The 14,166-nt window shown below is 38.0% G+C and carries 8 protein-coding genes and 1 pseudogene; 6 read left to right on the forward strand and 3 right to left on the reverse strand.

What is annotated here, in order from left to right; genetic code table 11:
* Window positions 1–102 precede the first annotated feature (102 nt).
* Complete coding sequence (locus tag FC85_RS01230; protein ID WP_057863756.1) at window positions 103–3,390, forward strand: DUF5776 domain-containing protein; 3,288 nt, start codon at window positions 103–105, stop codon at window positions 3,388–3,390.
* 363 nt (window positions 3,391–3,753) lie between these two features.
* Here FC85_RS01230 and FC85_RS01235 read toward each other — a convergent pair whose 3' ends face one another.
* Complete coding sequence (locus FC85_RS01235; protein ID WP_083484845.1) at window positions 3,754–3,975, reverse strand: IS66 family transposase; 222 nt, start codon at window positions 3,973–3,975, stop codon at window positions 3,754–3,756.
* Window positions 3,976–5,228: 1,253 nt separating this feature from the next.
* On the opposite strand from FC85_RS01235, the gene FC85_RS01240 reads away from it, so the two are divergent.
* Both FC85_RS01240 and FC85_RS01245 read left to right on the forward strand, forming a co-directional pair.
* Entirely contained in the window at window positions 5,229–6,632 is a 1,404-nt protein-coding gene (locus FC85_RS01240; RefSeq protein WP_057863758.1) for a sugar porter family MFS transporter, read from the forward strand.
* A gap of 188 nt (window positions 6,633–6,820) precedes the next feature.
* Window positions 6,821–7,120: a hypothetical protein gene (locus FC85_RS01245; protein WP_057863759.1), complete on the forward strand. Its 300-nt coding sequence runs from the start codon at window positions 6,821–6,823 to the stop codon at window positions 7,118–7,120.
* Between the two features lie 683 nt (window positions 7,121–7,803).
* Here FC85_RS01245 and FC85_RS01255 read toward each other — a convergent pair.
* A complete protein-coding gene (locus tag FC85_RS01255) occupies window positions 7,804–8,469 on the reverse strand; it encodes a GntR family transcriptional regulator (protein ID WP_057863761.1) in 666 nt (221 codons plus the stop codon).
* Window positions 8,470–8,751: 282 nt separating this feature from the next.
* Here FC85_RS01255 and FC85_RS01260 point away from each other — a divergent pair, with 282 nt between their 5' ends.
* Window positions 8,752–10,779 (forward strand): glycosyl hydrolase 115 family protein, encoded by a 2,028-nt coding sequence (locus tag FC85_RS01260; RefSeq protein WP_057863762.1) that lies wholly within the window; start codon window positions 8,752–8,754, stop codon window positions 10,777–10,779.
* A 232-nt stretch (window positions 10,780–11,011) separates the two neighbouring features.
* Here FC85_RS01260 and FC85_RS01265 read toward each other — a convergent pair whose 3' ends face one another.
* The gene (locus tag FC85_RS01265; protein ID WP_057863763.1) at window positions 11,012–12,031 is read right to left on the reverse strand and encodes a sugar kinase; all 1,020 of its coding nucleotides are present in this window, start codon (window positions 12,029–12,031) and stop codon (window positions 11,012–11,014) included.
* A gap of 306 nt (window positions 12,032–12,337) precedes the next feature.
* Here FC85_RS01265 and uxuA point away from each other — a divergent pair, with 306 nt between their 5' ends.
* Entirely contained in the window at window positions 12,338–13,411 is a 1,074-nt protein-coding gene (uxuA, locus tag FC85_RS01270; protein WP_057863764.1) for a mannonate dehydratase, read from the forward strand.
* A 598-nt stretch (window positions 13,412–14,009) separates the two neighbouring features.
* Window positions 14,010–14,166 (forward strand): annotated as a pseudogene (locus FC85_RS15620) (MFS transporter); the annotation flags it as partial.

Here is a 14,166-nt window from a genome sequence, read left to right on the forward strand (position 1 = left end):
AACATCCTGGGATTGATATATTAATATCCACATGATAGAATATTGCCTGTAAGTGCTTACAAAGCAGTGCTGTTACTAACTATATTGAAAGAAGGATCAAAAGTGAGAAAATCCAAGTTATGGGTTTCAGCCGTATTGAGTACTGCAACATTAATAGGAATAACCGCGTTTGGTGTTACTCAAGCTCAAGCGGATACAGCAAGAAATGTGACTATCGATGGAAGTACGGTGGATACCAATCAAGCTAATACTTATAAGGGATTTGGAATGGTTTCAGCAAACGGGACTTCTCGTTTGCTTCTTGATTACAAGGCTGAAAATCCAGCGAAGTATTGGGAAATTATGAATCGGTTATTTAACCCTAATACGGGAATTTTGGACATGATTAAGGTAGAAATGGGTGCCGATGCAAATACATCAACTGCTTCAACTCCTGCCACAATGCGATCTGTGGATGAGCCTGCAAATACACTTCGTGGTTGGGATTGGCACATCGTAGCTGATGCTAAGAAGATCAATCCAAATTTAAAAGTTGATATGTTACGCTGGTCCGAGCCAAAATGGGTGAGTGATGCCGAAAAGCAGGGTGTAGAGGCGGGGTATGCAGCTCGCTATAAGTGGTATAAAGAAACAATTGACTCCGCTTACAAAACATATGGTATTAAGATGGACTATGTCAGTGCTGATAAGAATGAAACAAGAAATGTTGAACCAGAGTGGATTAAGTATTTATCTGGTCATTTAAAAAAGGAAACTAGTCCATATCCAATGAATGGAATTAAGATTGTTGCCTCGGATCAAATCGGTGGTACAGATTTGCCTGGTAAAATGTTAAAAGACAAGGCATTAATGGATGCAATTGATGTTGTTTCAATGCATTATCAAGTTCATGGTGATGCGGACATTCGTGAGGTTAACAAGCAGGGTAAACAGATTTGGTACTCAGAGGCATTGGCTCCGACAACATTTGCTGAATATCGGCTTAACAGCAATACTCCTAAAAATGGGTTAGGAGGCACACATGGTGCCATTGATGTTGCGAATTCATTTATCAATATGTATCAGTCGACTACCAGTTTAAATAATCAGTCTGAAAATTCATCCGGCTACATGACGCGTTATGAATTTCAACCGGCGGTTAGTTCATTCTATGATGGTAGCCAATATTCAACCAAGGAATTGATTGATGCCCAAACACCTTGGTCGGGAAATTATTATGTTGATGCTGGGGTTCCAGTTACGCAACAATTTACTAACTTTATCAAACCAGGATGGGAATATATTAAAAGTGCCTCAGAAGGTGACGGTCAAGGCGCAAATGGACTGACGAATACAACTGATAATCATTTAACATTAACTGATTCAAGCAAAAAAGACTATTCGGTTGTTATTACTAACGATAGTGATTCGCCAAGAGGTTATAACTTCACATTAAAAAATATGAAAGATCCAAGTGCCATTTTGCACGCTTGGAAGACAACTGGTCCTAAATCAGGTGAGAAATATGATGCAAATTGGCTAAAGAATGTTGGCAACGTCACACCAGCTAAAGCTAATAATGGTACTTATACATTTAACTACACAGTTGACCCCAATAGTGTTGTTACTTTGTCGACCACAACAGGACAAAGTAACTATCAACCCAACGACAATCAAAAGCAGTGGAAAGATGATCAGCTATCTTTGCCGTATGCAGATAATTTCGATTACACTGACTCAAAATATCAAAATTATCGAGATACGTCAGTAATTGATTCTGCAAACCAAGGGTATTTAAGCAGTCGAGATGGTACGCCTCGTTACTTTGATGACATGGGTGGCGCTTTCCAGGTGGTCAAGTCAGACGATTCGGGCCATAATAATGTCCTGCAAGGAATGATTACCGCTGCAACTTTTGTTGGGGGATGGAATCCAGAGCCCGGTAATGATACTGTAATGGGAGATAATCGATGGGCCAACTATCAAGTTAGTTCTGATTTTAAGCTTGACACCAAAACGCCTGTTACAAATTCAGACCCAGATTTTGCTAGTTTACTGGCTCGAAATTTAAAGTCTGGAGGCAATAATGATTCTGGTTATGCATTGAAGGTTGATAAAAGTGGTCAGATTAGTCTTAATAAAGACGGAAAATCTTTGAAAACGATAACAATTCCTAGCTTCAAGGCTGATCAATGGCATAATTTTGCTCTTAAAGTTGTTGGGAATACCATTACTGGCTATTTAGATAATAAGGAGATTGTGACCTATACAGATAATGATTCACCGTATAGTACGGGAAAAATTGGCTTAAGCAGTGGTTATTATCACACTCAGTTCGATAATCTGAAGATTGACCCTATTGATGGTCAGGCTCAAAATGTCCAACGAATCGATGACCTTGATTCAGCAATTAATTACAGTGGTGATTGGACACATGCTGTTCCGGGAAGTGGTGATAGTAATGGTGCTGAAGGGAACGTCTATAACCGTTCAGCCTCCTCTTCAAATAGTGGTGCATTTACTTTTACAATGAATGGTAATGAATTCAATTTAATTGGCAAAAACAATTCAGCGCATCTTCAAATCACCGTTGATGGTCAAGTAATTAAAGATGATGCCATTGCCAATAATTCAATTGATCGTGGCACGGCCTATAGTCTTGCCAATTTGAGTAATGGTAAACATACGGTGAGGGTTGCAGTGAAAAGTGGAAACTTTTTACTCGATGCGATTGACGAGGCTCAATCACCAGCTTCGTCAACAACAGCTGGTGGGACAAGTACACCAAATCCACCAACAACAGAAATTAGTTCGTCTTCTAATAGTTCAGAATCATCTGTAACCAGTTCAAGTACGTCGAATTTTAGCTCAAGTGCTACTTCTTCATCCTCTAGTTCAACAAATGGGTCAACATTGGTGACTAAACCAGGTCAATTAAAAGTTGGCGAAGCTGTTTACGCAGTTAAAAAAGTCTATCTATATAAAGATGCTAACTTCAAGACTAATAACCGGATTACTGTTTATTCAAAGCAACGACGGGTTAACCGACCTATGTTCGTTGTTCAAGGATTTGCCCGTTCGTCAAATGGAACACTCCGCTATCAAGTCAAAGATGTAAATCATTATCGTAAAACCAATGGTAAAAGAGGTTACATCACTGCTAATAGGAAGTATATTGTTCCTGCTTATTACGCAACGATGCCAAAATCTAAAGTAAATACGATTATTGCTAAGAAGGGTGTTAATGCATACAGGACAGTCAGTCTTAAAGGTAAAGCCAAACATTATAAACAAGGTACCAAATTAAAGGTTGAAGCGATTAAGAAATATCATCTGACTTCGCGGTATCGATTGGTTAATGGCTATTACATCACTGGTAATAAAAAGTTAGTTATGCAAAAAAACTATTAATGACAAATGTGATTTTTAATTGACATTGGATGTACTAAAATGTTTTCACTAATATTGGTTTGAATATTGTATAGGTAATAAATAAAGTGGGTTAATTAATACTTTCATTTCATTTTTCTTGAAGATGTTAAACTGTTTTTAATATTTAGATTTCGTAATTTTAAATGCACGCACTAAATAACTGGACATATTAAAACCGGCTCTCGATTACGTTAACGTCTATCGAGAGCCGGTTTTAATTTTAGTCGACGCAGATTTGTTGAATTTTTCTCCATGGTAAATGAGCCACCAGTCGGCCCTGGCGAGGAAAATCGCCAAGTTGGAGTACTCTTGTGAATAAATAGGTTAAATATTTGTTGAATTTTAAAGCGTTGACTTTGGCCCCAGTCGGGTTGACACTTTACGACCAATTACTAAAGTTTGAATGCTTCGTTCCGCCACATTATTACGGATCGCCGCTTGAGAATCGGTTAAGCAGACTTTTAACGCCACCCGCTGATTAACCAAATAAGTAATCGCTTTACCCAGTTTGGATTTTTCAATCGCCGGGTTGTGAATTGCCAATGCGAAGAACTGGTCGACAATTGGTTTTCTTTTGACGGATAACTAACTGAACAAATTAGACGCTCATGCTGCTTGTTGTGACAATTCCACTTGCATCTCCACAAATTTTTATTTGGCGTCTGCTCAGCAGCCCGCGTGAATTATTTTGGGTGGCAGTGCATCATATCAGCATACAACCATTCTACGACGGTTCTACTCCGTGATGGTGCGTAGAAAAATGACAATTGGCTGTGATAACAGCTAATCAATTTGCCGCTGCTAAACTGTGTGGGATCAAAGATACCCTGTTGTTAACTTATCACCATCGTAATTGATATCGGCTGAACATTGCAGATGCTTACCAATTTCTCGATAACGTTGAACTATGTATAACTTGACTGGTTGGAAATGCAGCTTTTTTCCAATCATTTTTTTGAAAACCATGTACTGGTGGCCATACGCGTCACAATGACGATCTGCTAATGTGATAAATTCCTCCTTTAATAGTAATTTTCATTTGCAAATGACATACTATGACCGTTTCGACTTGTTTCCCATTTGACTCCGGTTGGTTGAAAACACCATTATTATCATCGTCAAATAACTAGGTTTGACCATTTCCTGGCGACCGCTCGCTAGATTTACCAGAATGTATTTTGTTTTTATGATTAACTTCTGCAGTAAGTGAAAAAATGTCTACTATATTTTAAATATGGTTAGTCAATGAAGTTCAATAAAAGCTTTTATGATCTTTCCCTTTATGGATTGATATGACATTATTCGGCATTGGTGTTCAACCTAATGATCATAGAGTCTTAATTTCTATAAGAACTGATGTGAGATGAACCAATTTAAATGTGAAGCCCGAGGATACTTATGATCTAGTCCGCGGTTGTGAAAAAAATACTTAGAAGAAAATGCTTACAGAACATTGAAAAATCGGATAGATTGCTTTAATTGTAATCATGATCCAAAAAAGGATTGCGGAGAAATGGCACTTGTAAGCGGAATCATAAATTGGTGATTGATTAAAAGATAAACTGAATCAAGTTGAGCTAGTTTTAACATCATTGAAATATGTGAATTAAAGTGTTATTCTTCTATTGTGTCTTTAGAATATTAGTACATTAATATATCAGTGTGCAAAAAAATGACCGACCCAAACGATAGGTTGAGACTTTTTTCAGAAAATAGTTTTTTCCTAAAACTATCTCGATTTGTATTCAATATGTCACAAAAGAGGATAGGTTTGAACAGTCGGTTTTTGCATATTTAATCCTAGGAGGGGTTATCTTTTGAAAAAGAATGTTGTAGTCAAATCTTCCAATAGCCATGATTTTCCACGGTATCTAACAATTACCGTTTTTATTGCAGCTCTTGGTGGACTGTTATTCGGGTATGATCAAGGTGTTATGTCCGGTGCTGTTACGTTTATTGGTCATACGTTTGCTATGTCAAGCGGATTATTAGGGTTCATTTCTGGTTGTATTCCTTTGGGGGCAATGGTTGGTTGTTTAATTGCCGGATACTTGGCTGATCGAATTGGCAGGAAAATCATGATGTTCGTTTCCGCAATATTGTTTGCGCTTTCGGGGGTTGGCTGTGCATTTGCCGGTAACGTTGCAATTTTAATTATTTCTCGTTTAATTGGTGGTTTAGGAATTGGAATGGTGTCTACACTGGTTCCTTTATACATTGCTGAAATTTCTCCAAAACAAGTTCGTGGAAAAATGGTTGGCAGTTATCAACTAGCAGTTGCATCAGGAATATTTGTTGTTTATGTGATTAATGCGTTAATTGCTAACACACATACGATTGCTTGGAATCAAGATATTGGTTGGCGGATGATGTTCCTAGCGGGCATTGTTCCTGGCATCCTTTTCTTTGTCCTATTATTTTTCATTCCGGAAAGTCCACGATTCTTAGTTAGCAAAAATCAAGATGAACAAGCAAAAAGGATTATGGGAAAAGTGAGTTATAATTCTGAACAAACAATCTCGACTGAAGTTAACGAAATCAAAAAGACAATTCATTCAGAGACTTCAAACGGTACATTTCTTAAAGAGTTATTCAAAAAGGGGACACGAATGGCATTATTCATTGCTGTCATGTGTTCCGTGTTTCAACAATTAACGGGGGTCAGTGCGGTAGCTTATTATGCACCAGTTATTTTTAAAAATGCTGGTGCAGGAACCAACGCGGCCATGATTGAAACGGTGGCCATCGGATTGGTTAAGGTATTATTTGTTCTATTCTTTATGGGAATGATTGATAGACTCGGACGAAAGCGACTGCTCAAATGGGGTGGATATGGAATGGCAGCTTGTATGCTATTGCTGGCGTTCTGTTTCGACCAAACTTCCATGTCAAAAATCTTTGATGTATTTATCATCGCTTTAATCATCATCCATACGAGTATTTTTGAAATGTCCTGGGGCGGTGGTGCCTGGGTCTTGATTTCTGAAATGTTTCCAAATAAAATTCGTGGTCGAGCTTCATCAATTGCGTCATTCGCATTATGGGCCGCAACTTACGCAGTTACTCAATTATTTCCAGTGATGCTCGATAAGTTAGGAAGTGTTTGGACATTTGTTATTTTTGGCATTTTCTGTATTGCGATGGGGATGTTTATTCAGCTGTTCTTCAGTGAGACCGCTGGGAAGTCATTGGAACAAATTCAAGAAGATTCAAAGAAATAATGATTTTTGCTGTGTACCTTTTTCAATTAACATAGATGTGATCGAGACTGGTTTGGACGGAGGGACAGCAATAACTGGAAGAAGAGCGTTAATCCATCCACTAAGGTTGTAATGGTAATAAGTTCACTGGATAAGGTCGTTATGTTAGATTAACAGCGACTAAGGTTATTGGCGGTCAAGATGGGCTAGTGGAATTTCAAGTTTATGTTAATGATATTTCTAATAGTGGTTTCACAACTTCAAGCAGTTCGGTAGATTCATCGACGACTAATTTAGCCCAAACGGTTCAATCTACTAGTCCCTCCACAGCTGGTTTCTCAAGTTCTTTAACAGAAACCGGCTTATCTGGGGCTTCAGATGCTTTAGAACCTTCGACTACTCTTGATCGAGGGGCAGTTAGGATTGGGACCTATATTTACGCGGATAAATCTGTTAATATTCAAAATGTTACGGGATGTCAAATTCAATGCTGGGAAATTAAGGTATAACTTTCGTGATTTTGACGGTTGGCTATATCACTACAAAAAATAACTATGTTAAACTATTTTATTATTCAAGTCTGCCAGTTTCCAAAACTATTAAGGTTATTGCCAAATATGGAATTCATTCATATCGACAAGCCTTGTTGACAAATGAAACTGGTTATTATCGCGTAGCAGATTGTATTTCAGAATAGACCAAAGAATAGGACTCGTTACCGATTAACAAACGGCGCTTATATTTGCGCAAACAAGAAATTTGTTAAACCACCTTTTTGATGAATGAGATTTAATGAGTGATAGTTTTCCAAGTAATTCGGGATTGCAAAATTTTATATTGGATGAAAAAGGTAAATGATCAAAGAATACGAAGGTGTATTTGTGATTGGTTGATGTTGATATTTTGAGATGCCTGATAGTTAATCTTGTGAACGTTACGTCGGATGATTGTTAAATGACAATTAATTATATTCGATTGTTTCTGAAGTATAAAACAAAAGCTAAGAATCTCGCTTGGTTAGCGTAATTCTTAGCTTTTGCTTTTTTATCTTCTTTAGGGTTGTAAGTATTATGGTATAGACTAATTAGTTTGTCGTTTAGATATTATTTATTGGTAAAAGTGTTCTGATGATATAATTAATTGCAATTAACATCTTATTAATACGGATGTACAAAATGACCTTATGTGATTTTTAACGATTTTCTTCAAAGTAATCTGGAAACTTTTTCAGTAGGTTGTTTTTTTCGGCCAGCATCAAGTTGAGATGGTTAAAAGCACGACGACCTGCTAAGGATTTGTCATGTTTCTTGATGGCTTCAACAATGCCCTCATGTTGTTGCAAGATTTTGTCAACGGGCATTTCGGTTTGCTGAATTCGCAAGAAACGATAACGGTCAAGTTGAAGCGTGAGAGCCTTTAACCAGTTCCAAACTTCATCTTTATCAGTCGCTGTATAAAACATTTTATGAAAGTCATTGTCTAGGTAAAAAAAGTCTTCACTATTTTTTTGTTTGGTAGCTAGTTCTTGCTTGCTGATTAGATTCTTGGCGTCCAAAATATTCGATTCACTCATGTTGATGGCTGCTTCCTTGACAACGTCACGTTCAACGCTTTGACGAACAAAACGCGCATTTAACGCACTTTTTAAACTAATTTTGGTCACGTATGTCCCACTTTGTGGAACCGTTGCCATTAAGCCATCGTTTTTCAATCGTAAAATGGCTTCCCGTACAGGAGTTCGGCTGATCTTTAGACGTTCAATTAGGTCTCTATCCTGAATGCGTTCTCCAGGTTTGAACTTGAGTTTGAGAATGTCATTTAAAATAGTTTGATAAGCAACTTCGTTTAGGCTTTCCATGGTTATCCCTCATTAATAATTAGATTTAATCAATTATGCTTGTAATTGATAATTGTAACACTAGTATTCTAACATTCACAGACCAAGTTGTAATATTCAACCAAATATTGACAGCGGTTTCAATGAGTGATAGATTTGCAATTGATATATTAAGATTCTAGATTAGTCAACCAAGATTGAATTTATTAATTTCGATAATAAATTTAGTTGCCGTGGATGGGGTTGGCAAAGTAGAAAATGTATTTTTAGTTCGTTCAAAACAAATGAAAGGACGCTATGTAGTTGAGAACTAAATTTTTTATTTCAAAAGATACCAATGTTCAAACGAATTTCACTAACGACGTTCTTCGGAATGCAGCAGAAATTTTGCAGAGAGATATCCGAAAAACAGTCACCAATCATAAATCTCACAATACCATTATATTGAAGGTGGATCTGGCTGCCAACTTGAAAGGTGACGCTTTTCAAGTTGTTTTTCCAGCAATTGATCGAATACTTGTTATTGCCAAAACTGAATTAGGAGTAATGTATGGTGCTTTGGCAATTTCTAAGGATGTCTTGGGAATTGATGATTTCTGGTTTTGGTTGGATAAGATGCCGAAATCGGTGCCATACGTGGAATTTCCAAAAGTTGAATCATTGAAAATGCCTGATTATCATGTTAAATACCGTGGCTGGTTTGTAAACGACGAACTATTAATTAATCACTGGGAGTATCGAGAATCAAATCAGTACGTTTGGATGCTAATCTTTGAAACATTGTTGCGCTGTGGTGGCAATATCGTCATTCCTGGAACGGATACCAATAGTCATTTGCATTGGCCATTAGCTTCTTCAATGGGTCTCATGATCGCCCATCACCATGCGGAACCACTGGGTGCTGACATGTTTTCCCGAGTTTATCCAGATCTTGAAGCATCTTATTTGAAGCATCCTGATTTGTTTAAGAAAATTTGGCAGGATAGTATCGATCGCCAGAAAGGAAGTAAAATTCTCTGGAATATCGGTTTTCGAGGACAAGGAGACCGACCATTTTGGGCTGATGATGATCATAATTACACAGAAGAAGATAAAGCTAAAGTCATCAATTCAGTGATTCAAACCCAGTATGAAATGGTTAAAAAAGCTGACCCTGATGCAATGTGCTCAATGAATATTTATGGTGAATCAACCGGCTTATATAATGAAGGGTTACTTAAAATACCAAAGGATGTTATCCAGATTTGGGCTGACAACGGCTATGGCAAGATGGTTTCACGTCGGCAGGGAAATGATGATCCACGAAGTGCCGTCCTTTCTTCAAAAAACGATCAAATTGCTCAAGGAATTTACTATCATGTGGCATTCCATGATTTACAAGCATCCAATTTCTTAACCTTGTTACAGATTGATCCACACTATGTTGCCGATCAATTAATGCAGGTTCGACAGGCTGGAATGGATGATCTGGTGATTGCCAATACCGGAAGCATTAAGCCACATATTTTCTATTTACGTCTGATTGCACAAACTTGGCGCAGTAATTATAAGCTGGGATCCAATTCAGATATCTTAAATGAATATGTTGGGATCTATTACGAGTCACATCTAAGCGAAATTGCTGCACTTTACACCCGATATTTCCAGACAACCTTCAATTATCGGCATTTTGAAGATCAAAAAGCTGGTGACGAATTCTACGTTTATACACTGAGAAAGGCGATTGCAACCTGGCTGGCTAAACGTGATCAAATGCCGGAAATGGAGTGGCTAACCGGGACTAATCAATTTGCCGCTCAGCTTAGACAAATTGACGACTTAATTAAGCCACATGTTCAACCATTTATTAAGCTGGCAACTGACACTACCGTTTTGATGAAACGATTGCCGGCAGACGATGCAGGTCGTTTATACAACGACTTGTGGCTAAGTATTGCCATTCACACGTACTCAATTAAAGCGCTTAAACTACTGATTGACGCGTTTAAATCATACGATGGCCATGATTTTGTTGGTGCATTTTTGAAAGTTGATCAAGCCAAAAAGAATATGCAAACGATGACGAGTCGATGGTTGAATAACCCATTAGCCAAGTGGCGTCATTTCTTTGATAATGATTGCTATACCAATATCACATTAGCCGCCCAAACCTTAGCGACTTTGGAAAATGTCATTCGGATTACTTGCGATGGGCCGGATGAGGATCAATGGGAACGGAAATATTTGATGCGTAAGAGCGATGCAAAAGTCATGTTATTGTCGAACACGCACAAAGCATACAGTGATGATGAAATTGCATCTCGTCTAGAGGGTAATGACGAGTCACTATAAATATCGAAGATCCGTTGATTTTCCTTGTTAATGATCATAAATAAAAAGTGAAGAGACTGGGATATCGTCAAAATGGATCCCAGCTTTTTTGCTTCGGGTACAACCAGTGAGTATCTGATATAAAAAACAGTTCTGTTGAAATCTCTTTTATAGAGGGGGATTCAACAGAGCTGTTTTAAGTTAACAATAAGTTAGTGGTCTAAGACTATTGACGGAAGATTTTGGAATTTGCTTATCGATTCATTGCTGATCCACCCGTTGCGGCAAGTTGGGTGATCTCATTATCAAAGGCGAGGTTAAAATCACCGGAGATTGTTAGTTTGGTGACACTGGCTGCAATACCGTAATTCACCGTTTTTTGCAGGTCGAATTGATTCATAATACCGTGCATGATTCCCGCGGCAAAGGCATCCCCACCGCCAACACCTTCGTAAACTTGAACGGAGTGGACCGGGCTTTCATAAAACGTCTGATCATTAAGTAACATTGCCGTCCACTGACTTGATTCAACAGAATAGATGTTTCGAAGAACAGATCCGATTGTCTCTAGGTTAGGGTATGTGGCAGCCAATTTAAGCATCGCTTGCTTAAATTGCTGTTTTTGGGCGATACCGTCAGCCATGTTGCCATCGAACGCTTTAATACCAAACGAGGATTCAAAATCTTCATCATGAGCAAAAACAATTGAGACGTAAGGCATGATCATGCTTGAAAACTTTTGAGCATCTTTGGTTGACCAAAGTTTTCCGCGAAAGTTGGCATCATAGACAACTTTGATGCCGTGCTTTTTACAGTAAATAGCCGCATCTAAAACGGTATCTTGAAGTTGAGGTGATAAGGCTGGCGTAATGCCAGAAACGTAGAAATAATCAGTGGTTTTTAATAGCCTTTTCCAATCATATTCATTATCATTAGAGGTTGCAAACGAACTATGGGCACGATCATAAACAACGTTGGTTCCTCTAACACTAGTCCCTTTTTCAAAGTAGTAAGTGCCGATTCGTTCACCGCCGCGAAGAATTTTTGTGGTGTCGACACCATATCCACGAAGTCGAAAAAGAGCTGACTCCCCGAGGATGTTTTGAGGCAGCTTGGTGATGTAGCAACTCTGATCGCCCAGTAGTGCTAGCGAAACGGCAACGTTAGCCTCGGCACCGCCGAATGATGCTTCAAATGAAGTGGCTTGAACGATCCGAGTACAACTATTAGGTTTGAACCGCAGCATTAATTCTCCCAATGATGTTAATTTCATGTTAATCGTCTCCTAAATATTGTTTATTATTTTGCTTAATTTGGTTACTATTAGAAAAGGTGTTTCAGCGATGTTAAACGCCCTGTGAGTCCGATCGAAGGGTACATTTCATAGAATTTAGTTGCAATAGGATATGATTCCGCTTACAATGTGTATTGTATATTAATATATCAATTTGTCAAATTAATGATGGCTAACCGTTGACGGTATCTTTTGGTTATGGTAAGTTGTGAATGGCTTTTATTAAAATATATTAAAATACCAGTTAAGTTTTACTTTATTTAATCAATCCACAAGGAGGAAACAATGAGAAATCTAAAAATGGGATTTCGCTGGTTTGGCGCTGATGACGACCCAATTTCATTAGCAGAAATTCGACAAATTCCGCAAACTAAGCAAGTTGTCGGGGCATTATTTGACGTACCAGTGGGGGAAGTTTGGCCCCAAGATAAAATCGATGCATTAAAAAAGCAGGTGACTGATGCCGGCCTTAAGCTTGAAGTCATCGAATCAGTTAACATTCATGATGATATTAAGATCGGCTTGCCGAGCCGGGATAAGTACATCGCTAATTACATTCAAACCATCAAGAATCTTTCAAAAGTGGGAATTAAGGTAATTTGCTACAACTTCATGCCAGTCTTTGATTGGTTAAGAACTGATCTACATCACCAATTAGCCGATGGTTCTAATGCAATGATGTATGAAGAGAGCAAGCTGCCCAAGGATCCAGAAGCCTTAATGGCTGAAATGAATTCGGGATCAAGGGGGTTCAGTTTACCTGGTTGGGAGCCTGAACGTCTGGCTGCTTTAAAACAGTTATTTGCTGCATATAAAGATGTCACGGCAGATAAGCTACGGGAAAACTTTAAGTATTTCTTGGATGCTATTATGCCAACTTGTGAGAAATATAATGTTCGAATGGCGATTCATCCGGATGATCCACCAAAGCCATTATTTGGTCTTCCAAGAATCTTTAAGAATCGGGAAGATATGCTGAAAATCGAACAACTACATGAATCACGATACAATGGGTTTACAGTTTGTACCGGAAGTCTTGGCGAGAATCCTGAAAACGATTTACCTGCAATCATTCGGGAATTTGTCCCCAAGGATCGGGTGCCGTTTATGCATGTTCGAAATATTAAGTATGTTGGTAAGGATGCTTTTCATGAATCAGCTCATCCATCATCAGAAGGGTCACTTGATATGTATGAGATCATGAAGGCACTTCATGATACTGATTATGATGGTTATATCCGTCCCGATCATGGTCGGAACATTTTTGGTGAAGATGGTCGTCCAGGCTATGGATTATACGACCGAGCGCTTGGGATTACTTATTTAGAAGGCTTGTGGGAGGCCCTAGAGAAGTCTTAGAATATAAGAAAAAATGGAGCTCGAACAAGCGTTAAAACGTTAGCTTGTAGCGTTCTGATTGGACAATAAAAGTCTCGTAAAACCAGTGTTATTGCTGATTTTACGAGACTTTTTTGAGCCTTACTATTCTTTCGACTAACTGTCCAGAGGTACTTTTATTTTGAGGTGTTGCTAAGACAATAATATGCCCAAAAGTCAGGTCACTGGGTGCGATTAAATAAGGGATTTTCACCAATTATTATTTATTGGCGGAACTGTTAGATGCGGATAAACAGATGAATACTTGAGATTAATAAATAAGTTCACAATTAAGTTTGATGATTTATTTAATTGATATCGTTGGATTTTAATGATTTTGAGTCATTTTTTATGAAAAATCAAGTTGACAGCGCTTTCTATAAGTGTTAAATTCTATTTGTCTAGTATATTAGAATATTAGTATTTTTGATTGTGTGAACTTTCACCTGATTAATTGATAAAACTTAAAATGGCTGAAAGTGTCAACACGTTTTGAAGGGATGTGGCAGATGATACAACAGTATTTTGTATCAGTTCGTGTATTAAAAATTAAGAAATTGTAAATTTAGGAGTGAAAAAAATGGCAAAAAATAATGATCCGAAAGAAAAACCAGTTTCATCTGTCGTTGGTGAAATTACCAATGCCCGCGTAAAGGATTCACAACAGCCTAAATTACCTTTGATGGTTTCGTCGGCTATGTTTTTAGCACCACTTTGCTGGTATGGGCCAATTGGTT

The sequence above is a fragment of the Lentilactobacillus diolivorans DSM 14421 genome (assembly GCF_001434255.1).
In the GTDB taxonomy this organism is placed as follows: Bacteria; Bacillota; Bacilli; order Lactobacillales; family Lactobacillaceae; genus Lentilactobacillus; species Lentilactobacillus diolivorans.

What these genes read in the sequence shown, in the direction of transcription:
- FC85_RS01255 (WP_057863761.1), bottom strand. Translation starts at nt 8,469, where the DNA reads ATGGAAAGCCTAAACGAAGTTGCTTATCAAACTATTTTAAATGACATT.
- FC85_RS01265 (WP_057863763.1), bottom strand. Translation starts at nt 12,031, where the DNA reads ATGAAATTAACATCATTGGGAGAATTAATGCTGCGGTTCAAACCTAAT.
- uxuA (WP_057863764.1), top strand. Translation starts at nt 12,338, where the DNA reads ATGAGAAATCTAAAAATGGGATTTCGCTGGTTTGGCGCTGATGACGAC.